This window comes from Stieleria sp. JC731 (genome assembly GCF_020966635.1).
In the GTDB taxonomy this organism is placed as follows: Bacteria; Planctomycetota; Planctomycetia; order Pirellulales; family Pirellulaceae; genus Stieleria.
Genome location: NZ_JAJKFQ010000001.1, coordinates 1610653 through 1635287 on the forward strand (window position 1 = coordinate 1610653; position 24635 = coordinate 1635287).

The window sequence follows — 24635 nt, forward strand, 5'->3', positions numbered from 1 at the left end:
AATCTGCCGGTACGGCCCGTGTTGTGGAGATCGAAGAAGATTCGGATCGAGGAAATGGCTGAAACAATGGCGCACAACTCATTGACTTCACTGGCGTCGCTTGCCGCGACACTTGCCAGCGCGGCACCGAAATGGCAAAGCATCGATCACTGGCCTGCAGAGTCTTTGATGGCCTGTGGGGACTTTGGAGTCATTCGCGGATTGGCTGGTCTTGCCGGCTGGTCGCCAGTTCAGCAAATCGAAACGTTGATCACGCTTGCCGAGGCAGACTTGGTGACGACGTTCATCATCACGCAGCACTTAGGGGCATTGAAACGCCTCGTCGCAAGTTCACAAGTCGACGCGCATCAGTCGTTGGTAAGCCAATTGGCCGACGGGCGTCAAACCGCATCGGTCGGGATCAGTCATCTGACGACCAGTCGCCGCCATCTAGACCGCCCCGTCGTGTCGGCGACCAGATGCAAGCAAGGATATGTTCTCGACGGCATGATCCCTTGGGTGACCGGAGCAAGTCGCGTTGATTGGATCGTGGTCGGCGCCAGTCTGGACGACGGATCGCAGGTTCTGGCCTTGGTAAAAGCGAAGACCGCTGGAGTGAATCCAGGACCGGGGGCAAAGATGATCGCGATGGAGTCAAGTTGCACTGACTCGGTGAAGCTTGAAGGCGTTTTCGTTGACGACCGTTTTATTATCGCTGGTCCAACCGAAGAGGTCCTGTCAGCAAAATCCGATGCGACCAAGAAAACAGGTGGTGCCGGTGGATTGCAAACATCAGCACTCGCTCTTGGGCTTTCTTTCGCAGCTTTGGAATACTTGAAATTCGAGGCAACCAATCGAACGAACTTGCGTGCGATCGCGGAACGATTCGATCAAGAGCATTTCGCGGTTCGAAGTCGATTGCTTTCGGCAACGAATTCAGAGTCCGATATTGATTTAAGCGAGCTGCGCAGCCAAGCAAACAGCCTGGTGCAGCGAACGACCGCCGCCGCGATGACGACTGCGAAAGGAGCCGGCTTGATGGCCAACCATCCGGTCGCACGCTATTGCCAACAGGCATTCTTCTTTTTGGTGTGGAGTTGTCCGCAACCGGTGGCAGAGGCTCATCTATGCGAGATGGCAGGTCTGTAGAAGAAAGTCCCCGTCACAGTCCCTGTGACGCCAGCGAGTGTTGCCGGATGGTTGCGAGCGGCCAGCACGGCGGAGCGTGCTGGGTACTTTGGTGGTGCTGGTTTTCGATAGTACCCGTCACAGTCCCTGTGACGCCAGCGAGTGTTGCGGGCTGGTACTTTGAAATGGCCCGCTGTTTATCCTTCGCCGGCACACTGAAACGTGCCGGCGACTTGGCTTAACAAAGACTCGCTGGCGACTAGGCGCTTAGCAATTCATCCATGGTTGCGACGAGGCCTTTCACCGCGTCGACGCTCTTTTGGAAGTCGGCGGTTTCGGCTTCGGTCAGGTTCAGCTCGATGACTTTCTCAACACCGCCGTTGCCCATGATGACGGGAACGCCAACATAGTATCCGCCAACACCGTACTCTTCGTCGCACAATGCCGCGACAGGGATACAGCGTTTCTTGTCTTTGACGACGGCTTCAACCATTTGTGCACAAGCCGCTGCGGGAGCGTAGTAGGCACTGCCGGTTTTCAGCAGCGAAACGATTTCGGCACCACCCTTACGTGTACGTTCAACGATTTCATCAAGACGCGCGGTGTCGATCAGTTGCGTAACGGGGATACCGCCAACGCTGGTGCAGCTTGGGATCGGTACCATGGTGTCACCGTGGCCGCCCATTAACAACGCGCTGATGTCTTCGACGCTAACGCCCAATTCCATTGCAAGGAATGTGCGGTATCGCGCGGTGTCTAGAACGCCTGCTTGGCCACAAACTTTGGCTTTGTCAAATCCGGTGACTTTCCACATCTGTTGGACCATCGCGTCGAGCGGGTTGCTGACGACAATGACAACTGCGTTGGGGCTGGACTTTTTAATTTGCTCACCGACGCTGGTCACGATTTTGGCGTTGGTCGCGAGCAAATCGTCACGGCTCATCCCTGGTTTACGTGGGATACCCGCGGTGACGACGATCACGTCGCTGTCAGCGGTATCGTCGTAGCTGGTGGTTCCGATGACATTGGAATCGAATCCCATGATCGGCGAGGATTGCATCAAATCGAGCGCTTTTCCGGCCGGCATGTCTTCGGTCGCCGGGATGTCGAGAAGCACGATGTCTCCCAATTCGGCCGACGCGCACCAATGGGCGCAAGTCGCTCCTACGTTTCCGGCTCCGATGATCGAAATTTTCGCGCGACGCATGGTGAATTTCTTTGGCGTTAGAGGTTTCAAGCCTTTGCGGCGGCCGTCCCGCCGGTCATGCGCACCATCGTCTCCACCTAGCGGCGGCGGTCAAGTGGCCTAGGGCCGACTGGACACGTTGTTCACTGCCGTCAAATTGGGCTTTCGTATCGCAGATTAAGATTCGTCGGGGATATTAATCGTCATGGGCTTTCGGTTTCTTTCGCGAATCGCAGCGTCTTCACGCGTATTCTTGCGTTGCCAAATGAAGGTTCCCAAAACTGCCCCCAGTATTAGGGCAGCTAGGACGTAGCCAAACCATGCGATTCCGGATTCTTCTTCGAGCGTCGGATCCAGTCGTGACGTCCAGTCTGCTGCGACGATCAGTGGCCCCACTTGCTTGCCACCACCTTCCTTGGTCATGAATTCGTTGCTGTAGCTCCAGAGACGATAAAAGAAGCCTTCGACGGTGACGGGGTGGCTAATCATGGCGACCAGCGAGTTTCGTTGTCGGAATTCGGCATCCAAAAATTCGGGTAGCTTTGTTGAAACGAGGGTAACCGGGTACGAGCCGCTCATTTCGATCGCCGGTCCTGTTTCGCCTTCGGCACGCTCCAGACGCAACACTTTTTTACCCAGGTCGCCACTGGCATCGATCTGAAAGTAGTGGTCCTGACCAAGCTGTTGGCGAACGGATTCGGAATCGATTGCGATGCGAGTTACCCGAACGACCGCAGCATCGATGCTGATCCATTGTGCGAAAAGCTCTGTCGGTCTTGTCAACAACGCGACAGGATCAACCCGTTCGCCTCCGTTTACCGAGGAAACCTTCTGGGCAGCCGCCATCAACCCGTAAAAGGCATCGGCATCTTCCGCCTGAAGGACGCGACGATTACGCGAAGCAGCATCCGAAATCAAACTCAAGTCGAATCCGACTGACGAGAGCATCTGCCAACCCTGCTTTTCTGGGTTCGTGGGGAACCAAGCGAGACGCTTTGCTGCGAGTGCCGTCGTGGTGTCTGATTTCTGGACCAAGATCGCATCCGCAGAAACCATGTCGCCTTTTGCGATCTTACCGGCAAGTGGTGGTGCAAAGATCGAAAAAGGTTTTCCGGAGGCATGATTGATAATGACCTCTTGGAAGGCATCCATCTCCAGATACTCCGAAAGGTCATCCGGTAACGGATATTGGCGAATCGATTCGATCGCCCCTTCGACGTGAACGACATCACCAGGAGTGATATCTGAATCGAGTTGCAATGATGACTGCTGCAGTCGTTTTTCGTTGATCGATTTTATTCGATACAGCAGTTTGGCCATTTCTGCTGCGGACTCGGTATCGGTGACCGGGTAACAGTTTTGGATCCGCTGATCGTCAAAACCGCTCAGTAGGTTCAACGCGTTTTCGGCGTGTGATCTGGCGAACTGAAAATTGTCGCTGGAGCCAGCGAGGCAAAACGCAACGATGATGGTCGCGAATCGGACCCATCGAGAACCGAACTTCATAATGATTCCTGTGTCGGATGATTCGTTGGCTATTCTGCGGTTTTGGAAGGGTCGCTTTGTAAAACACGCGGATCAAAACCCGCCTGCTCCATCGCGTTTTGCCTTAGCTTTCGAGTCCGTTTCGATTCTTTTGCGGCACGCAGCATTAACCCTGCGGCGATCATGATACCGGCAATGACCGTGACCAGGATTCCTATCCAACCCGCTGTCGTGATCTGCTGCGCTGGCTGCGGGGCCGGGTTGTTCAAATCCAGCGATTGGGCGCTCGCGCGAGCCGGTGTTAGGACGCGGCCGATCAAGACCGGTGCGATGTCGGCGCCGACGCTTGAGCGATAGGGCAACCGTTTGACGAACCGCCCGACGCACTTCAGCTGATTTGACACGTCTCGGTTTCCTTTCCGATTAGGTGTGCCGTCAGCAAGAAGGATGTTTTGATAGGACGTCGGCAGCGAAGGAACCATCATGATCAAAGGACGAACGCCACCGTCATTGGGAACGATCCATAATTTCCAGTATTCGCGGATGCCCGAGCGATTCGATTTTGCTTCAACTTTCTCTGCCAGTTGAAGGAGCCCGATGATCTGAAGCGTTTGTCCTTGATAAACATCGGGTTGCTGCAGCAATGGCAAGGTCCCGATCGATGAAGCATCGCGTATGCTCAAACGTTCGCTTCGGGCCAGTTGCAGGTAGAACGCATCACTATCGTCGTTCGTCCAAAACGTGCCATCCTGAACTCTCGACAAAGCCTCTTGATCCAATGCGTCCAATGTCGCGGTCGCCCATGCCGCCATGGGAGGTAATTGATCGGCGGTGATGTCAGATTGGCCAGCGATGTTGGACAGTTGATTCAGTTGTTCGATGACGCGTTCCGCCATCGCCTTTCTCTCTGGTTGCGATGGTCGCAGCTGTGTTAGCAGTTCACTCGATTTGGCGATCTGCTGGGTGGAAACCCCTTCCCAGTCGAAGGACGCGTTGTCGCTTGCGTTGGGACGGGACAGTTGCCCTTCAATTGGCACCAGGGTTTTGATCCAGTCGCGCTGCAGCGCAAGATCCATCGATGCGACCCACGGACGGGCGTCGGTCCACAGGTTCGTGATGCTGTTCGATTCGCGAGCAGTTTTTTGTGATTCGTCGTTCGTCGGCGACGCAACCGGTCCTGGCAGGGTGTTAGAATTCGGCAAAGCGATCAAACTTTTCGAATCGACGTCTTCTGACACGGCATCCGGCGAAGCTGTAAAGAACACTTCATAGAGGCCCGGCTGACGTGCTTGTCGCATCACAACGATGATCAGTGCGAACGCGACGGCCAAACGAATCAGCCGCCGCGAGATTCCACTGGGGGGAACCCTCCGACGCGACGACGGGCCTCCGTCCCTTGAACGGGGGTCGCTTGAACGCGTGCCATAAAGGCTGGAATCGTTAAATTGCGAGGGAATCCGCATAAGGCAAGATGATCGAAGCCGTTTGGACGCTTGAATGACGATTGTTCGAATTTACGATAAAATTGACCGGCGAAACTGCGGTGCCTTCCGCACCGACTAGTTTGATCCTATCCGATCCGCTTTTCTTTATTGTCGAATCACTGCCCTCGATGGCAATCGATTCGCCCTACCTGTCTTTGATTTAGCTATTCATTATGACGAATCTTGCAACGAGTCGATTTCGTGCGACCACTGAAGATCTCTCAAAAAACAGACAGCTCGATCGGACCCGATTTACCAGTTTTGTATTGGGCGAAACTTCTTCCGAGTCCTGTTCTGCAGATCGTGCTCGATGCGGACGTCAGCATGCGACAAAACTACGACGGACCCGCCGTCGCCGTTCACGCTTGCTGATTGCGCTGGCTGTACCGGTTGCGCTGGCAATCAACGGGCTGGGCGCTGGTGTCGCACGCGGTGACGGCGAACCTGCCGAATTGTTTGTCAAGCAGCTTCGCAATGTAGGATATTTCGACACCGCAATTACCTATTTGGATCGGGCGACCAGTATCGCGGGAATCGACGATTCATTTGTCAAAGCGATCCCGCTGGAAAAAGCTCAGACGTACATCGAGCAGGCGCTCAATACGCGAAACAGTGAATCACGGGACGAAGCGTTCGCAGACGCAGAGAAAACGCTGAACGATTTTATTTCGTCACAAAGCACCCACCCCCGTGTTAGTGAAGCGAGATTGCAGCTGGGCAAGTTGCAAATGATTCGCGCCGCTCAACTGCTCGCCGGCAACCCGACAACCGAAAAGACAAACCAAGCTCGGGCGTCCTATCACGCCGCTGCAAAAACGTTTGACGCCATTGTGGCGGATCTGCGTAGCAAATTGGCTGAAATGAAAGGCCAGAACATCGACGCGGCCACTGACCCCGATGCCGCGGCACGTCGCGATCAATATCGGTTTGAGTTTCTTCAATCGCAGTTGAACGCTGCAGATGCGATCAAGCTGGCTGCAAAGACATTTGAGTCACCTGCCGAAGACGACAAAGCGGGGTTGGAAGACGCACGCAAGCGGCTCGCTGAACTAAACAAGATCTATTTCAAGTATCCGCCCGGTGCGATCGCTTTGGTGCACCTAGGCGAAGTCAATGAGTTGTTGGGCGACAACGGTGCGGCCTTGGACAACTACTTGAAAATGATCGAAGAGCCGGAGGTCGATGTTCTACGCGACGCAAAGTTCTTGGCGGCTGCCGGAATCGTGCGAATGAAATTGAAAGAATCGCCTCCCAAGTACCAGGAAGCGATCGACCGAACCGAAGGCTTTCTGAAGCAGGTTCGCCCCGACGAAGAAAAGACCGCTTCGGTGCAGGAGTTTCGTGTCTCGCTCGCGAAGGCCTATCTTGAAAAGGCCGCCGATACTTCACTGAAGAAAGGCGAAATCGGTCGCGCGAAATCATCCGGACGGGAATTGTTGCAGGCTGCTAAGAAGGTGCCCGGCAAACACGTTGAGGAAGTCGACGCGATGCTGGAAACACTTGGCATCGAGCCCACCGCGACAGAGCTTCCGACGGCTGAACCGCCGAAGAGTTTTGACGAATCATTTGAAACCGCCAAAACCATTTTAGATCGTATCAGTGAGATCGAGTCGACCTTGAAGTTGCTCGATTCGCAAGAGGAAACCGAGGATCTGAAGAAGCAGAAAACTGATCTGCAAGCTCAGATTCAACAGGCCTACCAAATCGGAGTCCAAGTGCTTCGTGGCGGTTTGGGGATGATCAATTCGGAATCGGATATCGAAACGGTCAACCAAGCTCGTCAGATCCTGGCCTACTTCCTCTATCAATCCAAACGCAATCGTGAAGCTGTCGTCGTTGGTAGCTTCCTGGCCCACGCCTCACCGGGTACCGACGTCGGGTTAAAAGGCGGTTTGATGGCACTGACTTCCATGCAGATTTTGCTCAGCGAAGTCCCCGAGGAAGAAAACGACGGTTTGATCCGCCAGTTGGAATCGCTCGGGAAATACTTGTCGAAAACCTGGCCAGACGATCCGAATGCCGCCGCAGCACAAGGGATGCAAATCCGTTTGCTATTGACGAAAGACGATTTCGACGGCGCTCAAAAGCTGATCGATGAGATGAGTGCCGGTAGCGAACGGGCTTCATTCAAACGCTTGTTGGGGCAACTGTTTTGGAACCAGTCCATCGTCGCCCGTACCGAAGGTGATGACGCAAAGTCAAAATCATTGATCGATCGTGCAAAGAAAAATTTGACCGAAGGCCTCGAGGAAATCGAAGGCAACTTGGTTGAATTCGAAGCATTGCAGGCCGCGTTAGTACTCGCGAAAGTTCATCTACTTGCTGATGCACACAAGTCTGCCTTGGAAGTGCTTGATCATCCGAAATATGGACCGGTTGAACTTGCGACGAAGCTAGAAGAACCTTCGGAGTCATTCCTTGGTGACTTGTATAGCAATGAACTGAAGGCACTCGTTGGCGTCATGCTGGCCAGCGACAATCCGGGCGAATACCTCGACCGCATGACCGGCACTATGGAAAAGCTGCGTCAGGCTTTCAAAGGGCCTGAAGCCCAAGCCAGTTTGACGCAGACCTACATGCGATTGGCGACGGACTTGAAAACACAGCTGGATACCGCGAGCCCCGCGAAAAAACAAAAGCTAACGACCGCGTTTTTGGAAATGCTTAAACGTGTTCGGGATGCGACGGATGACCAGGCAACGTTGCGATGGGTTGGGCAGACCCTGATGTCGTTGGGCGAATCTGGGATGGATGCCAACCAGACAAAAGCGACAGGACAAGCTGCCGAGCTGATGACGCAAGCGATCGCGACCTTCAAATCGCTCGATGACCAATCCAACGTGACCACCGTCTACCTGACCGCGAAAGCGCAGCGGTTGTCCGGTCAGTACAAGGATTCGATTGATACCATCGCGAAGCTTTTGGAAGCGAATCCGATGATGTTGGAAGCACAAATGGAAGGGGCGCTTGCCTACGAATCATGGGCGGCTTCGCTTAGTCCAAAGATCGCCTACAAAGCCTATACCGCTGCACTGGAAGGTTCGCGGAAAGGCAAAAACGGAAAGAACATCATCTGGGGTTGGGCAGAGATCAGCAGCAAAACCAGCAAGAACATTCGCCGCAGTGAGAACTTTAAAGAGAAGTTCTTCGAATCTCGATACCACGTCGCACTGTGTCTTTACCTGATGGGTAAGGCAGCTGATCGTGAAACGGACATCAAGAAAGCGATCAAAATCATTCGTGAGGCTGCGACCCTGTTCCCTGATCTGGGCGGCCCCGCCAACTTTAAGAAATATGACGCACTGATGAAGGAAGCCCAGCGGAACGCCGGCGAAAAACCTACCGGTGTCGCCGCCAAGTAAAACGGCAGCGAAAGGCCTCGATCGCTACTGACTTCTAAGAAACAAACTTCAAGATACTCATCTGACTCCAGTCCCACTCATCGCGATGAACACTCGACAACTCTGCTTCTGTGCTTTCGCATTCGCATCGCTTCTATCCCTTGCGCAGCCGGCAAGTGCACAAATTGATCGTATTTATACGTACGATTCGTCCAGCGCTTCTGCGGGCAAAGTTGAGACCGTCAATAAGAATGGGATCACTTTAAAAGTCGGTAGCAGCGACAAAAACTTTTTGGAAAGTGAGATTCGCAAAGTCTTGTTTCAAGGTGATCCACCTGAATTGACACGTGGACGCGAATTGGCGATCGACGGGCAGTACGATCAAGCGATTGAGGAACTTAAGTCGCTGAACATGGATCAGGTTTCGCGTGACGTGATCAAAGCGGATATCGCTTACTACCGTCTGTTGTCACGCGCAAAAATGGCGCTCGCCGGCCAGTACGATCGCAATGCCGCTAAAGCCGAAGCGACTGCGTTTGGCAAAAATCACGGCAACTCGTATCACTTCTTTTCCGTCGTCAAGCTATTGGGCGATTTGGAGCTTGCGTCAAAGAATTTTGACGGAGCGGTGAAGATGTACGGCTACCTCAGCAAAGCACCGTCTGCCGAAACACAAATCCTGTCGCGATACTTAACCGGCGTCGCGATGCTTCGCAAAGACGACGTCGAAGGCGCGAAGAAGATGTTTAGCGAAGTGGTGGGTGTCGATGTCAATTCGTCAGAAGCACTGCGATTGAAAATCCTTTCTAAGGCTGGCCAAGCAATCGCGATGTCCAAAGCCGGACAAACCAAACAAGGCGTCGATGCGGTCGGCCAGTTGATCGCCGAGTTAAATCCAACCGATATCGAGATGTGCGCCAAGATCTACAACGCACAAGGGCAATGTTATGAAGCGGGTGGCGATATCGAAGGTGCAATCCTCGCTTATCTGCACACACACCTCATGTTCTCCGGTGCCGCTGACGCTCATGCTGAAGCTTTAACTCAGCTCGTCCAGCTTTGGCCAAAAGTCGGGCGGACGGAACGAGCCGCCGAGGCGCGACAAGAACTTCAACAACGCTACCCAGGTTTTGCGAACTGATGTCGCCGCGTCTGCAACGGTTCGTCTGCATCTTGCTTGGCGGTTGTTTGTACGTTTGCAGCGTCAACGCACAAACGCCAGCGTCCCAGGATTCGGGCTCAGAGCAGCTTGTCGTACCTCCGCAAACGTTGTCGATCGGCGGTGTCGAAGTCCAATTACCGGAGCCGACATTGGATGGCTCCGAAGACGCCGAGCGGCAGACCGAAAAGCTAAAGTCGAAAATTGGTGGGTTGTCGATCCGCCAATTCACTCGTGACTCGCAAGTCGCTCCTGTCCGGATTGACCTGAGCTACATCAAAGATGACTCGGGGGCACGAGTCGGTCACTTGGTTCATGTGCTGTTTGTGCTGCATTGCCCGTTGTCTTCATTTACAGAGGGCGATTTTGCACAGCAGCTTTCTGGAGAAACCGACGAGGCTAGCGATGGCGAGGCTTCGTTCGCACAGGCAGTCGCATCGGATGAGTTGGCCCGAAACGGAATCGTGGCGACCGATGCAAATCAGCGATTTCGACGTGTGAAAACGGTCTTACTAGATAAGATCGAATTGAACGCGGTGCTGCGAATTGAAAACAGCGAATCGGCGAAGCAGAATCGAATCGATGTCGTTTTGGATGGCCATTTCCCGGCGACTTGGTCGTCAGTTGAATCGGGCAAAACGGATGTGTCTTTGGATACAGATTCGAAGGGAGCCTATTCAGGATTCCAAGCTTGGTTGACCGCGACAGAGTTAATCGGCAGCGATGCGGTGGTGATCGAAGCCCAGATCGCGATGCACGAGCCCCAGGGCTGGTTCTCAGGGTCAAATTTTCTTCGAAGCAAACTGCCGCTGGTTTTGCAGCAAGCGGCGCGAGATCTGCGTCGCAAGCTTGCTGAATAATTTCGGTTCCGTCGGCAATCAAATCTCGTTTTGTACGAGCCTCGGTTTGTAAGAGGAATTCTCGTGTGGTACATCGAACTGGAGATTGCCAATCGTCAAAACGCGTGGTCGCTCTGTCCAAGTTTGTTGGAAAAAATCACGATCTAGTTGACTTGCTGTGTTTTCGACCTAGTGTGGCGACTTGGTGTTGAAGCTTTTACGGGGGGCTGCACCCTAGCGCTCGGATATTTGGGCGTTCAGGCATCCTGGCTCTCAGGCGTCCGAACGCTCAGACGTTCGCGTCCGACGTTTTCGTAATCGCTCCCAACACAGCTCTGCACCCACCCGATGGCAAGAATCGCTGTCCTTCTAGTCTGCATATTGGCCTTATCCGGCCAATCGGTTCACGGCGGCGTGATCAATTCGTCGCTTGGCGACCATTACCTGCAGTCGGTGCAACAGTCTCCAAACCGTGTAAATAACGGAAAGGCTTCCTCGCCAGCGGACACCTCGCTAGCAGGCACAGCCCGTTCGTTTCTTGAGCGTTGTGCCGAACCAGTCAAAAGCTTCAAAACTGATTCGCTTGATCAACTTCGACTTGGCAATCAAACACAAGTCGGCGGGCAACGTCATCTGCAGCTGGTTTCCATCAGCGCTGGTGATCAGTCTTCGTGGCATCGAGATTGGGATAACGGAGCGATTGGCAGTTCGCTGAATCTTCCTCTGCCGAAACCTGTAATGGCCAAGCCGACTCCGGTATCGATCTCAGTCGCCACCATGCCGCTGGAATACTACGATTACACAACGTTTGTGCAATCGGGGCAGTCATTTGGCAGTGGCACGTCCATTTCAGAAGGCTATGCCTTTGACGATCCGACCCGTTCGGCGATGACCAGTCACAGTGATCGATCAGAATTCCGACCGATCTTCGTATCGACGACGACGGGGCCAGCGCCGTTATCAAATTCGATGGCTAGTCATTCGTCTTGTGCGGTTGGCTGTGGAACGTCTCAACCGATCAGTTCGATGGCTGGCTGCCAAGTTTGTTCAGGATCCACACCAACAGGATCCACGCCAACGGGGGTCACAGGAGGTGGCTTCGGGCAACCGATGTCTGGATTTGGATTTGCTGGTGGTAGCGGCGGCTTTGTTCCGCCGTCTGGACTGACAGGGCTCGCCAGCACCATGCTGTTTCCCGAAGATCCGATTGGTGTTGTCACTACAAACAGCGGCACAATCGGTGGAGCCACTTCGACGTCGAATTCGACGACGGGGCAAGACGATGATGACGACATCACGCAGCCCCCATCCGATGGCCCGGCAGCCGTGCCGGAGCCCAGTGGGGCGTTGGTTGCGTTGTTCGGTTTAGCCATGTTTGGGATGACCCGACGCAGGAACTCGGCGATCAACCGATAGGGTTGCTGACGCTCCGATAAGTCGAAACCTAGGGTTGGATCGACTGGAAAGCCGGGTTCCAGCTCTGCCACTTGCGGCAATAAACGGGCTCTGGCATCTTGCAGGGTTGTGAAGATCAATCTACGGTCATCGCCAGATTGAACGCTCCTTTTCAGCACACCCAAAGACCCATGGCCTACGACAAACAAGATCTGCTCCGTTTGCTTGAATCCGAAGCACTGCAGCGAGGGGAGTTTACCCTCGCCAGCGGCAAGAAAGCGTCGTACTACCTGGATTGCCGCAAGATCACACTGCATCCCAAGGGTGCCAACCTCGTTGCAGAAGGCATGCTGGAAGTCATCAAAGCTGGCGGAGAACTTCCCGCTGCGGTGGGGGGGATGGCTATCGGTGCCGATCCGATCACCGCATCCATTGTCACCCTCGCCGGTCAGCAAGATTTGCCTCTGAAAGGGTTCATGGTTCGCAAAGAACCCAAAGGCCACGGAATGGGGCAGCAAGTCGAAGGGCCTGTCGAGCCTGGTCAAGAGGTTGTGATCGTCGAAGATGTGATCACGAGTGGCGGAAGCGCGTTGAAGGCTGTTGACGCGGCCGAAGCATTTGGGTTAAAGGTCCGAGAAGTCATTGGCATCATTGATCGGTTGGCTGGCGGTGAAGAGGCATTTGCCAAACGCGGGCTGACTTTAAAGACCCTGTCCACGATTCGCGATTTCGGCATCGAGCCGGAGTAAGCCGATCGGACGTACCCGATCGTAGGACGGCGGCCCTGCGATACAGCCCACCGTAGTCGATGGAAACGACGCTCCACCAACAACTGAAACTTCACTATGCGAATGATGAATCGCAAACTGAAGTTCTGATGGGGCGTTACCGTATCGACGCGGTTCGGCAGGACGAACTGATCGAAATTCAGTGCGCTTCACTTTCTGCGATTCGTGGGAAGGTCAAAACGCTTCTAAAGCGACACACGGTGCGGGTTGTCAAACCGGTGGTGCACCGAATTCGCATCGCAAAAAAGAAGACCAAGCGATCGAAGATTTCGTCGTATCGCTTGAGCCCCAAACGAGGCGAATTGATCGATGTTTTTGATGATCTGATTTATTTCACCCGCGTCTTTCCACACGAAAACTTGGTTCTCGAGCTGCCGTTTGTCAACGTGCAGCAAACGCGTGTTCCCGCCGCCCGAAAACGCGGATGGCGACGCAAAGATTATCGCGTCGAAGACGTCTCGCTAGAAGAGATCGAATCGACCGTCGAAATTCGCACGCCTGCGGATCTTTTCGAATTGGTCGGACTTGCTCCAGACGTCGAATCCTTTACCACCGAAGACATCGCTAGTCTGACGAATCGGCCGCGATGGTTTGCACAGAAAATCGCCTACGTTCTTAAACACACGGGCGCGATCTCGCCCATCGGACGCGATCGAAGCGGCATTCAGTATCGTGCCGCCTAGGCATCAGCCTTTCCATTACACCGTGCAGGCTCTTTGAAATGGCTCGGTGCGCAGTTTGATCCTTTGACAGGCTCTTCTACCTGAAGCATCTTCTAAGATGCGGTTTGGGAAAACGTAGGCACGAAGGTCGAATGCGATGGATATTCTGCTAGGGATCGCTTTTGTATGGCTGGTCATCACCTTACTGGGGCACCTTTCATGGGTGATCTTGGCTTGGTTTTTTAAAGCCCTTGCTGGAGCCGAGCAGAAACTGTCGCAGGTTCCACAGGCGGAATCGGACGTCGCGGCGGCCCATCGTGTTGTTAGCCAACTGGTTGCCAAACGTGTCATTTCACCCGATGAAGCTGAACAGTGGCGAACCGGTCTAAGAAGCCTGGCGACAAACAAATCATTCTCAAGTGAGTCGCATCAGCCGCTCGTCAGTCAAGCTGAACCGAACCAACCTGATTCGGAGTCTGCCGATTGGCAGGTCATCGATCCGAGCCAAATTTCGGCAGAAGACAGTCTGGCGACCGCGACGTTGATTACATCGGATGAAACGGAAGTGCATTCTGATGCAAGCCTCGATTCCGATGTCTGTGTCGATCCCTTCGATGAGTTTTCAGTCGATCAGCCAGCAAGCGATTCGGTATTTGATCGCGTATCGACTCCGCCGATTGGTTCACCGAATCGAACAGAGTTAGGTCCGGCGGGAGGAACGGTCAAAGCCAAAGCGGGACGTTCATTTGCCGAACTGATGGCCGACCACAATGTTCGTTGGGGAGAGCTGATCGCGGGGATCTTGATCGTCGTCTGTTCGATCGGGCTGGTCGTTAGCTTGTGGTCAACAATAACCGACATGCACCGCGTCGTGCCCTCGATGATCTTCATGTTGGGCAACGCTTCGATCTTCTTCGCGGGCTTGTACACACTGTTTCGATGGAAGCTACAAAGTTCCAGTCGAGCGACGCTGGTGATCGGAACGTTGTTGGTACCGCTAGGGATTCTGGCCGGTCTATCAACCGATGGTATTGGAAGTTCGACGGTTCAATTGACCGATCCGATCACGGTCGCGGCGATCTTGGGATGCGGGGCGGTCTATGTTTGGTTGATTTGGAAGGCATCGCAGGCTTTGGTCGGTCGATCGCTAGCACCGGCGATGACTTTGGGTGTTGCTGGACCATCGATGTTCCTGCCGTTTCTACCCGCAGCGTTTCGTGCCTTCGGTGATGCGGCCGGTTGGTTCTCGCTCGGTGGCTCGATTTCGATCGCTTTGGTCCTGTGGATGTTGACGCGACAACGTGTTGCGAAACCGACATCGGGACGGGCGGTCCGAAGCGGATTGGTACTCGCGGTGACCTCTTTCTCGTTGACCGTCTTGGCTGGCTATGCGGCATTTGTTGTGAGGTCACAGGCTTCAGGGTGGCTCGCCGTTGCTGACGCGACCATGATTGGTTACGTCCTGTTAGCCACGATCGCCGTACGGTTACTTTCCCATCGGTCGCTTCCAAAGCTTTCTTTGGTTGCACAAGTCAGCTGCGTGTTGTTGTTCGGAGCGGCAAGCGTTATTGCGATTCCATCGCTGCAGTCAGTCGGTTGGATTTGGGCCTGGGCGATTTGTTTAAGCATCACTGCTGGAATATCGGGATGGTTGATGCGACAAGCCCAATGGGTAGCCGTTGTCATCGCACCGCTGGGACTCGCGTCTGTGCTGAGTTCAACGATGTTGGGGGGAGCTCTCTGGGAATCGACGACTTTATTTGAAAAGCTGCTCTCGGGCGAAGCCATGGTGGCGGCAGTCTTGGTGAGCTGTGTGAACACGGCGTTTTTATGGTTGACCCATCGTCAAAACACTGGCCAGAGGGTTTCGACGGGACCATCTCCACTGCTTTGTTCGAGCGCAGGATGGTTCGTCTACACGTCCATCGTTGCCGCAGCATTAATCGTATTGCCGGTCGAACGAATGGGGATCGTTCCGCCCGCGGTGATCAGTCTGATTCTAGCCGCCGCAAGTTTCGTCGGTCTTCGATTATTACGAAAGACATCGTTGATCGTTCCGTCACAGTGGCTGGTCATCGGTGCGACGACCGCATTCTGGATGTCGGTGATTAAGCCGATACAGATTGGCCAAGAGTTTGAAGGTCTGTTGCCGGTGACCTTGGTATTGCTCACCTCATCAATGACTCTGTTATTGTTTGGCGAGTTCTGGAATTGCCGACGTGCACGGATGAAACCGTTGCGGATGTCCGCTGCAATGTTCGCCGTTTTCGCATCGGCGACCACCATCGGCAGCTTTGTGATCGGAACAGTCGATGAAGGTGGATGGCAATCACTACTACATATCGGCGCGGCCGAACAATCAATCATCGTTTTACTGTTCACCGCCACCGTCCTAGCCATTGTTGGGTTTGGTGATCGGTTGTCCGAACTGATTGGTTCGTCCCGTATTGCAATTGCTGTGATGGCTGGCATTGCGGCATTCCATTATGGATATGACTGGTTGTTCATGATCAGTCGTTGGCAGGATAGTACCGCGATCTGGTCTTGGAGTCTGCTGTTTTGGATCCTCGCGATTGCAATCGTCATCAGGAACGAGGCGTTGATCCTTGCCGGTCGTTGGCAGCAGAATCAACTCCGTCAGTCCTCGGGAATCGTCGAAAGAGTTACAGAGCGATTGGCTTGGTACCAGCCGGCGCAACACGCATGGGATCATTCGTCCATGATGGGTTATGTCGTGTTAGCAGTCGTAGGTGTGTGCTTAGCGACAATACATGGTTTTGCAACGGTTCTCGGTACCTCTTGGATCGAACCACTGTATTTCGAACTGATGCCGGCACCGCGAAGTCTGCTTCTTCCTGGAGTCGTGTTTCTGTTATTTGCTGGTTTTCAGTGGATGCGGTTTCGTCGGTCCGGAGAGTCTGAACTGTTCTCCGCTTTTAATGGAGTGATATTGGCAGCATCGGTGGGTTGGATCGCACTGCAAGCAGCTATCCTTTTGATCCAACCCGGTTCGAATCGAATCATCTTCATGACGACGGTTTCGTTTGCGGGATACTTGTTGCTCGAATTGGTCATCCATCGATTGCCAAAACTTCAACGCTGTGTACCGCAGCCAGGAGTATTGGCATCGGTTGCGGTCGCGGTTTTGGCGTGCTCATCGATGTCGCTGATGTCAACGGATTGGATGCCGGCAGTCAGTGAAGGGACGAAGCCCGTCCTGGCAACGACGTGTTGGATCGCCGGGTGGTGGGCGATGGCTTCGATGGCGTTTGCATGGGTCGGGCAACGGTCTGGACGATCCTATTTCGAAGTCGGAAGCGTCATACTTGTCCCTGCAATCGCTGTGCTCGTAGGACCACTTTTCGACGGGCACACTTGGTTGTTTACCGCGCAAGTGGCCGCACTGGCATGTGGTGTGTATGCCGTTTCGGTGCATTGGCTGGGGATTAAAATCACCACAGCAATTCACCTTGCTGCCGCGATCTGCATGGTTTCAGCTGTGGCAAACTCGGTTGCGGTTACGGTCGCAATACTTCTGCCAAACTTGGATGCTCACGCATTCCATTGGCCGTTCGGCATCGCGTTGTCAGCGTCTGCCGTATTGATTTCAGCCAATTTGAAATGGCTAGACCCAAGCATTCGAAAATGGAATGTTCCGATTGAGTTTTATGGACTCTTGCTGTCAGGGCATTTCGCATGTCTGTTGGCCGCGGCACCAATCGGATGGATGACCGACATGGTTTCGCTAAAGATCGTTTGGACATCTGTGTGTGGACTTTCGTTTCTGTTTCAGGTTTGGTGTGCTGCTGCCGACAGTCATCGATTGGGACGCTACCAAACGGCCGTGTTGGTGATCGTGCTGACGATGTTGACTTTGGTCGGAGGCTTGAGTCGGATTGACAATCTGATTGGCCTAATTGCGTGTGCCATCGGTGTGCTGATGATCAGCCACCATGCGATGATGCGATACGCCGACCAGTCGCGATCGGCGATCAGCAAAACATCTATCATTCTTAGTCGGCTCTTTTCGCTCTACTGTTTGTTCGTTGGCTGTGTTCTGACGGGGTTTGTTTGCGAAATGATGGCGTGGTCCCCTGCCCTGCAAATTTCATGTGTGCTGGGATGGGCCTTCGTTTGTTTGGTGATCTGGCGATGCTGTACGCCGGATATCAGCGATTCGCCGCAACTGAGTGGACGATGTCGTTTGCTTGCTGATCGCGAAGCATCCGTGCTGCTGTTAGCGGCGGTCGTTGTCGAATTGGTGATGACGCCATTCACCTATCTATCCACCGCACAACACGTATTGGATTTTGATGGCTGGTCACTAGCACGGATCGCAGGATACTTGATTGCATCGGCATCGGTCATCTTCCGCTGCAATCGCAAAGGCACACTTGAAGTCGCGATGCTAACGATTCTTTCAGCGATCGCTTTGGCAACCGTGCACATCGCAGGCACGGTGAATGCAGGCATTGATTCGATCGTTACGACGACAGCGTTGACCGTTTCGATGACGATCGTTCTTCAGGCCTATTGGCTTCCGTTGATCGGTCGCGGGATCGATCAGATTCGTCGGTCTTATCATGATTGGATGCGATGTGCGGTGAAAGCTGTAAGCGACAAGACAGCTTCCCTTCAAGAATCAAACACGAATATTGCGGTAGGTGCCTCGGATGCTTCGCTTGTGTTTCACTCGCTTCGCATTGAAACATTGGCTCGTGCGTTGGTGCGAGTGGTTGGTTTCGTAGCGATCTTGATCGGTGGGCTGTGTTTGACCTTGTTGGTCACCGAAAACAATGATTCGGCGACACCGCTATCGATTTGTAGTTTGGTACTACTCGCCGTTGCTGCCGGCGAACTTGCGGAGCGGGCGATGATGCCTCGCTTTCGATATGTCGCTTTGGGGCTCGGATTTAGTTCGGTGGCGATGTGGTGCAGCACATCGATCGTCGATCAAGATTTGCCAACTTGGGTACTTACGACGCGATGGTTTGTCGCTTGGATCGTTGTTGCAGTCATTCAAAGCGTGGCACTGCCGAAGCTATTCACCGAAGGGATGCTTCAACGTTGGGGGCGAGTGGTTCGTCATGGGACCGGTCTTGCGATCCTGCTTGCCGCGGTCAGTTTGGCTGCAACATTGGTCCAGGAGTTTCTCATTCGGACCAACAATCAGACTGAGTTGTTGTCACGTCCCTTGTATCTGGGGGTGGCCGTGGTGCTTGGCGCGATGACGGTCCTGACGACGTTCGCATCGATCGCCAGCGGCCCGGGTTTTCGCTATCGCGAGATTTGGAAATTGTCTGACCAGCAGCGAGGTATCCTTGTCGTCGCGGCTCAGGCGATAGGAGGCTTGACGTGGTTTCATCTATTCCTTTGCAAAAGCCCTCTTGCCAGTTTGGGGCTGCGAGCGTATTGGCCTTATATCGTGATGATACTGGCGTTTGTCAGCGTTGGGATTACCGAATGGTCTCGTCGTCGTCAGGACGAAGTACTGTCAGCGGTGTTGAAACGGACCGCGTTATTTTTGCCTCTGATTCCGGTGTTGGGATTCTGGCTTAGCGGATCGCTCGTAAGCAATCTGTTTGGTGACTATGACGAATCGTCATGGACGTTCGCCCGCGGACATGTTTCCTATCAAACGCTATTGATTGTCGCCGCGTTTTACTATGGAGTGATCTCTGTTATCTGGAAAAGTCCTCAATCGAGATTGTTGTCAATCTTGTTAGGCAACATTGCATTGTGGGTTGTGTTGATCCAAGTCCCAGGATGGAGTTTTCTCACACACCCTCAAGCCTGGCTGATTCCACCTGCGGTCTGTGTCTTAGTGCTATCGCACATGCATCGTGATCGTCTTGGCAAAGAAGCGACTCAGGCGATCCGCTATGCCACAACCTTGCTGATCTACATTTCAAGTTCAGCAGATATGTTGATTCAAGGTATCGGCAGCACATTGGCTGGGCCAATCGTTCTGATCTGCTTGGCGCTCGCGGGAGCCGGCGCTGGTGTGGTTTTGCGCATCCGTCCATTTTTGTACTTGGGCACGATTTTCGTCTTCATCGGCGTGACAAGCATGGTTTGGCACGCGGGCCAGCAGATGAATGCCGTTTGGCCGTGGTGGGTATTCGGGATTGGTACCGGTATCGGCTTGATGGTCGCGTTGATGGCGATCGAAAAAAACAAGCCCAAGCTCAGGCAAATCGCGACATCCATGCAGCAGTGGGACACCTAAGTCGTCCATGACGATGTTTCCAGGGAGCTCGATTCCCGATTGCGACAGCAGGCCGAGCACGATAACTTTCGGAGATCGAATGTCATTTCACTCGCACCGGAAGATTGCAACATGGCTGATTGGATTTCCGTCAAAGAGGCCCGTCAGGCTGATTCGATCGCGGAACGTATTGAAGTGCGTGGATGGGTACGCACTCGACGTGACAGCAAGGGCGGTTTCAGTTTCATTGAACTCAACGATGGGTCTTCCCTGGGCAACTTGCAGGTTGTCGCGCCGGCGGAGCTTGGCAATTACGAGAGTGAAATTCAGAAGCTGACGGCGGGTTGCAGCATCATCGTCCAGGGGGAACTGAAAGAATCTCCCGCGAAGGGACAGGCGACGGAACTGCACGCGTCAAGCATTCGTGTGCTCGGGTGGGCCGACCCAGAGACTTATCCCCTGCAGAAGAAACGACACTCGTTCGAAAAGTTACGCGAGTGGGCTCATCTGAGAACACGCACCAACACGCTCGGTGCGGTCATGCGAGTCCGCGACCAGATCAGCCAATCGATCCACGGGTTCTTCCACCAAAATCGATTTGCTTATGTGCATACCCCGATCATCACGGCGAGTGATTGCGAGGGTGCGGGCGAGATGTTTCGCGTGACCACATTGGACCTCGAAAGGCTCGCCTCTTCAGGTGGTCCGGTTAACTATTCGTATGACTTTTTTGACAAGCCAACGTTCTTAACCGTCAGTGGGCAACTCGAAGGCGAAACCTACGCTTCGTCATTGGGCCGGATCTATACGTTTGGTCCGACGTTTCGCGCCGAGAACAGCAACACCAGTCGTCATTTAGCCGAATTCTGGATGGTTGAGCCCGAAGCTGCGTTCTTCGATCTCGCCGACAACATGGATTTGGCGGAAGGGTTTTTGAAATTTGTTTTCAGCGAAACGCTTTCGAATTGTCAGGAGGACATGGAATTCTTTGACAAGATGATCGAAAAAGGAAAGCTTGATCAAATCAAATCGGTCATCGAAAAACCATTCGAACACATGACGTATACCGACGCGATCAAGGTGCTCGAATCTTCGAGCGAAAAATTTGAATATCAAATCGAATGGGGAAGCGATCTACAGGCGGAGCACGAGCGATATCTGACGGAGAAGCATGTCGGTGGCCCATTGATTCTGACCGACTATCCGTCATCGATTAAGCCGTTTTATATGCGTCTCAGTGACGACGAGAAAACGGTCGCGGCGATGGACGTTCTGGTTCCCGGTGTCGGTGAAATCATCGGCGGAAGCCAGCGTGAAGAACGTTTAGACGTCCTGCAAAAACGGATGGCGGCACAGTCGCTTCCCGAAGAAGACTATTGGTGGTACGTCGACTTGCGACGATACGGAACCGTGCCGCATGCAGGTTTCGGATTGGGGCTGGAACGAGCTGTCCAGTATGTTACTGGGATGAGCAATATCCGTGACGTGATCCCGTTCCCGCGGACACCCGGGCACGCCGAGTTTTAGTTGGCTTGTCATCTCTTCGCCTGACTTTGGGGCGCGCGTTTACCGTGGGTGCTTTCATCGGTCAGGATGTGACCTTCATCCCACCCGGACTGGACGCTGCCGATAGAATCGTCGACGATAGCTAGCATGGAATACGGAGCCGCTTCGCTGTTGCCACCACTGGTGGCGATCATTTTGGCGATACTGACTCGCCAAGTCGTCTTTCCCCTGCTGTTTGGTGTAGGGGTCGGTGCATTCATTCTGTCCGAACCGGATGCGACTTGGGACCAACCGTTTATGGGTTTGGTCATTGCCATTTGGGAATCGATCAGTGACTACGATCACCTACTGGCTCTGACGTTCAGCTTGTTGCTTGGCGCAATGGTTGGTGTGCTTGAAGCTGGTGGCGCGATGGAAGACCTGGTCACCAAAATCGCCTCAAGGATCAAAACTCGCCGCGGTGCTCAGACCATGATCGCGACGACCGGTTTAGCCGTTTTCTTTGACGACTATGCCAACACGCTGTTGGTGGGCGGCACAATGCGATCGACGGCGGATCGCTACAAAATCTCTCGCAGTAAGCTCGCTTATTTGGTCGATTCGACCGCCGCACCGGTCGCCGGACTTTCATTGGTCAGTACCTGGGCGGCCACTGAAATCACTTATATGTCGGACGGGCTTAGTGATGCGGGCATCACCACGGCGTCTGCCGGTTTCGAGCTTTTCATGCAATCGATCCCCTATCGATTCTATCCGCTGTTGGCATTGGTGATGGTGTTCATCGTCGCGCGGACCGATCGTGATTTTGGTCCCATGCGACGTGCCGAAATGAATCTCGATTTGCCTCAGGGTGAGAATAAAAGAAAGGCCAAGCGGCAGCCGATTCGTCACAGTTGGATTCCGACAATCGTTCCCGTTGCGGTTTGTATTTTGGCGGTGCTCGTTGTGCTAATCGTCACCGGTCATCAAGAGATTGGCGAAAAAGATCCGAGCATTTCATCACTACGTTATCTTGGCTTGATTATCGGCAACGGGCAGTCCTATTGGGCATTGGTCGCTGGTGGCGGTGCCGGGTGGCTGATGTCTATCGTGACTCACGGACTGATCTGCAAATCGGCGCCGGAGTTTTTGGTCAAGTCATCGCTACGCGGTGCTTGGCAGATGATGCCGGCGATTGTCATCTTGTGGTTGGCATGGTCGTTATCGGCGATGACAGGGAAAGAAGCTCTCGATACCGGAGGCTATCTATCGAGTTTGCTAAGCGACACGTTAAGTCCGAAGTTGCTACCAACCTGCGTTTTCATCATTGCCGGACTGATGGCATTTTCGACTGGCACCAGCTGGGGAACCATGGGAATTCTGACCCCATTGTCGGTTACCTTGGCGATTCAATTGGACTTGGCGACGGGCGGTTCCGGAACAGCGAGCAGCTCGATTTGCTTGGCAACGTGTGGCAGCGTGTTGGCCGGTGCAATTTTTGGCGACCATTGCTCACCGATCAGCGATACGACGGTGCTTTCGAGCCGGGCGAGCGAATGTGATCACGTCGATCACGTGCGGACTCAGTTGCCTTATGCCGTCGTCGTTGCAGTTGTGTGCATCTTATTTGGTACCCTGCCGGCCGCCTGGGGAATATCACCCTGGATCAGCCTGGTTGTCGGCGCGGTCGTGTTGTGGGCAATCGTTCGTTGGCTGGGCCAGTCAAACTCGGAATCACAGCCCGCTGATGTGTCCGAAATTGAGGCTTGAGTTTGTTACGATCCAAATTGGGCTAGCGACCGAGAGAGGCAATCCGCTACGAGTGCCAAATAGGCTTTGCCTGAAAATCCAATGTTCACATGATTCGCGTTCAAAGTGCGACTTTGTTCGGTGATCCGGAAACGTCGCTTCGGCGATGTACATTGGTTCGAGCAAGGCTTTTAACTGGAATTACTCGCACGAATCCGTCATGGAGGACTGTCGTGCAAACGATCAAGACCGCCGCAATTGTTGTTCTGATGCTGACCGTGCTTTACGGCGGCTATGTTTCAATGACGACCCCTCCAGAGCCTCTCTCGGAGGATATTGCAGATTATTTAGTCATCGATGAGGCTGGTGGCGGCAATTTGACTGCCGAGCCAATCATTCCTGGCGTAATGATCACAGAAGATCCAAATGCCTCATTGTCACTTGGCGAGCCGCCGGCCGGATTGCTGGATGAGATGTCGGGGCATCAGCATCACATCGAAGCTGGCATGAGCCACTCGAATTCGCCAAGCTCGACGGCAACAGCGATGCTGACGCCGCCGTCAAGTTCTGCGATGGGAATGCCTGGAACCGCCTTCGCTGATGTTACACCCAAGCCGAATGGCGAAGCGGAAAAGTCCAACGCCCCACGTGCTTTGCCTGCTGTTGATTTGTCAGCCCCTACTGTGACGCCAGGTCCGATCGACTCCTATGCGTCGACCTCCAGTCAGTTTCAATTGCCAGATCCAGCTACAGCGAATAGCAACTTCGATCCCTCGAAAGGTCAGCCGTTTGATGGCGGTGAATCGATGTCGCTCAATTCGGCTTCGCCAAACCTGACCGATCAGGGCAACAACGGTTCTGAAAACCTCGGTTTGATCAATGCGATTTCCGCGGCTGACGAACTTTATGGGAAGGGTCAGTTGAAAGAAGCGTTGGCAACCCTAAGTGTCTTCTGCGGCATGCCTGGTACCAACGACGTTCAGCAGGAACAGTTGATGAGCCGGCTTGATTTCCTTGCCCGTGAAGTCATCTATTCGAAACGCCATCTGCTGGAAAAACCACACAAGCTAAGCGGCAACGAATCTTTAGTTGAGCTTGCCAAAGAATACAAAGTGCCTTGGCAGTTGATCACGAACATCAACGGAATCGAAGATCCGATCGCCGTTTTGCCAGGGACCGAACTGAAGATGGTACGCGGACCGTTCCGTGCCGAAGTCGACCTGACAGGCAAAGTCATGACGATGTTTCTTGGTGACCTCTACGCCGGTCAATTCGAAATCGAAGTCGGCAAGGAGCCTGCCCCCGAGGTCGGCACATTCACCGTTCAAGACAAGCAAACGTCACGCACATTTTATGGTCCTAACGGACAAACTATCGATGCGGGACAGCCTAGCAATCCCTATGGAACTGCGTGGCTCGACCTCGGCGGGCAACTATGCATTCATGGCAGCCCAAATACCGTCAAGCCCACCGACAAAGGCTGCATCAGCGTTGCCGGTGACTACGCTAAAGATGTTTACGGAATTTTAAGTCAGGGTTCCACAGTCACCATCCGACGCTAAGCCGTCGGCGTAGCACTTGCTCGCTATTCCAGTTCATTGACGAAAAACAACGGTCGTAGTCCCTACGGCCGTTTTTTTTTGCCCGATGTCAGTAGGGTCCCGAATTGTGGTAGGCGAAGTGTTCGACTTTGAAAAACTAGCGATGGGCGAAAGGGCTGAATCAATCTAGAATGGTGCTGGTATTG

Annotated in this window: 14 protein-coding genes; 11 read left to right on the plus strand and 3 right to left on the minus strand. The window is 53.7% G+C overall.

Features of this window, described 5'->3' with window-relative positions; translation table 11 throughout:
* Positions 1-54 precede the first annotated feature (54 nt).
* Entirely contained in the window at positions 55-1128 is a 1074-nt protein-coding gene (locus LOC67_RS05455) for an acyl-CoA dehydrogenase family protein (protein ID WP_230261491.1), read from the plus strand.
* A gap of 238 nt (positions 1129-1366) precedes the next feature.
* Here the strand turns inward: LOC67_RS05455 and mdh are convergent, their stop codons facing one another.
* The 3 genes from mdh to LOC67_RS05470 form a co-directional block, all read right to left on the minus strand.
* The gene (gene mdh / locus LOC67_RS05460) at positions 1367-2314 is read right to left on the minus strand and encodes a malate dehydrogenase (protein ID WP_230261492.1); all 948 of its coding nucleotides are present in this window, start codon (positions 2312-2314) and stop codon (positions 1367-1369) included.
* Between the two features lie 156 nt (positions 2315-2470).
* On the minus strand, positions 2471-3799 hold the full coding sequence (locus LOC67_RS05465; protein ID WP_230261493.1) for a hypothetical protein: 1329 nt from the start codon (positions 3797-3799) through the stop codon (positions 2471-2473).
* A 29-nt stretch (positions 3800-3828) separates the two neighbouring features.
* The gene (locus tag LOC67_RS05470; protein WP_230261494.1) at positions 3829-5076 is read right to left on the minus strand and encodes a hypothetical protein; all 1248 of its coding nucleotides are present in this window, start codon (positions 5074-5076) and stop codon (positions 3829-3831) included.
* A 551-nt stretch (positions 5077-5627) separates the two neighbouring features.
* Between LOC67_RS05470 and LOC67_RS05475 the strand changes: the two genes are divergently transcribed.
* The 10 genes from LOC67_RS05475 (at position 5628) to LOC67_RS27530 (ending at position 24450) form a co-directional block, all read left to right on the plus strand.
* Positions 5628-8624, plus strand: a complete 2997-nt coding sequence (locus LOC67_RS05475; protein WP_230261495.1) for a hypothetical protein — start codon at positions 5628-5630, stop codon at positions 8622-8624.
* Between the two features lie 85 nt (positions 8625-8709).
* A complete protein-coding gene (locus tag LOC67_RS05480; RefSeq protein ID WP_230261496.1) occupies positions 8710-9744 on the plus strand; it encodes a tetratricopeptide repeat protein in 1035 nt (344 codons plus the stop codon).
* Complete coding sequence (locus LOC67_RS05485) at positions 9744-10622, plus strand: hypothetical protein (protein WP_230261497.1); 879 nt, start codon at positions 9744-9746, stop codon at positions 10620-10622. Before LOC67_RS05480 ends, LOC67_RS05485 begins: the two co-directional genes overlap by 1 nt.
* 327 nt (positions 10623-10949) lie before the next feature.
* Positions 10950-12017, plus strand: a complete 1068-nt coding sequence (locus LOC67_RS05490) for a PEP-CTERM sorting domain-containing protein (RefSeq protein WP_230261498.1) — start codon at positions 10950-10952, stop codon at positions 12015-12017.
* 170 nt (positions 12018-12187) lie between these two features.
* Positions 12188-12745 (plus strand): orotate phosphoribosyltransferase, encoded by a 558-nt coding sequence (gene pyrE, locus LOC67_RS05495; protein ID WP_230261499.1) that lies wholly within the window; start codon positions 12188-12190, stop codon positions 12743-12745.
* Positions 12746-12804: 59 nt separating this feature from the next.
* Complete coding sequence (locus LOC67_RS05500) at positions 12805-13467, plus strand: hypothetical protein (RefSeq protein WP_230261500.1); 663 nt, start codon at positions 12805-12807, stop codon at positions 13465-13467.
* Between the two features lie 136 nt (positions 13468-13603).
* Entirely contained in the window at positions 13604-19675 is a 6072-nt protein-coding gene (locus tag LOC67_RS05505; protein ID WP_230261501.1) for a hypothetical protein, read from the plus strand.
* Between the two features lie 111 nt (positions 19676-19786).
* Positions 19787-21181, plus strand: a complete 1395-nt coding sequence (gene asnS / locus LOC67_RS05510) for an asparagine--tRNA ligase (protein WP_230261502.1) — start codon at positions 19787-19789, stop codon at positions 21179-21181.
* A 126-nt stretch (positions 21182-21307) separates the two neighbouring features.
* Positions 21308-22909, plus strand: coding sequence for a Na+/H+ antiporter NhaC family protein (locus LOC67_RS05515; protein WP_230261503.1), 1602 nt, complete (start codon positions 21308-21310; stop codon positions 22907-22909).
* A 212-nt stretch (positions 22910-23121) separates the two neighbouring features.
* Positions 23122-24450 (plus strand): L,D-transpeptidase, encoded by a 1329-nt coding sequence (locus LOC67_RS27530; protein WP_230261504.1) that lies wholly within the window; start codon positions 23122-23124, stop codon positions 24448-24450.
* The last annotated feature ends 185 nt before the right edge of the window (positions 24451-24635 follow it).

What these genes read in the sequence shown, in the direction of transcription:
- pyrE (WP_230261499.1), top strand. Translation starts at nt 12,188, where the DNA reads ATGGCCTACGACAAACAAGATCTGCTCCGTTTGCTTGAATCCGAAGCA.
- LOC67_RS05515 (WP_230261503.1), top strand. Translation starts at nt 21,308, where the DNA reads ATGGAATACGGAGCCGCTTCGCTGTTGCCACCACTGGTGGCGATCATT.
- LOC67_RS05505 (WP_230261501.1), top strand. Translation starts at nt 13,604, where the DNA reads ATGGATATTCTGCTAGGGATCGCTTTTGTATGGCTGGTCATCACCTTA.
- LOC67_RS05455 (WP_230261491.1), top strand. Translation starts at nt 55, where the DNA reads ATGGCTGAAACAATGGCGCACAACTCATTGACTTCACTGGCGTCGCTT.
- LOC67_RS05485 (WP_230261497.1), top strand. Translation starts at nt 9,744, where the DNA reads ATGTCGCCGCGTCTGCAACGGTTCGTCTGCATCTTGCTTGGCGGTTGT.
- asnS (WP_230261502.1), top strand. Translation starts at nt 19,787, where the DNA reads ATGGCTGATTGGATTTCCGTCAAAGAGGCCCGTCAGGCTGATTCGATC.
- mdh (WP_230261492.1), bottom strand. Translation starts at nt 2,314, where the DNA reads ATGCGTCGCGCGAAAATTTCGATCATCGGAGCCGGAAACGTAGGAGCG.
- LOC67_RS05470 (WP_230261494.1), bottom strand. Translation starts at nt 5,076, where the DNA reads ATGCGACAAGCACGTCAGCCGGGCCTCTATGAAGTGTTCTTTACAGCT.
- LOC67_RS05490 (WP_230261498.1), top strand. Translation starts at nt 10,950, where the DNA reads ATGGCAAGAATCGCTGTCCTTCTAGTCTGCATATTGGCCTTATCCGGC.
- LOC67_RS05500 (WP_230261500.1), top strand. Translation starts at nt 12,805, where the DNA reads ATGGAAACGACGCTCCACCAACAACTGAAACTTCACTATGCGAATGAT.
- LOC67_RS05465 (WP_230261493.1), bottom strand. Translation starts at nt 3,799, where the DNA reads ATGAAGTTCGGTTCTCGATGGGTCCGATTCGCGACCATCATCGTTGCG.
- LOC67_RS05480 (WP_230261496.1), top strand. Translation starts at nt 8,710, where the DNA reads ATGAACACTCGACAACTCTGCTTCTGTGCTTTCGCATTCGCATCGCTT.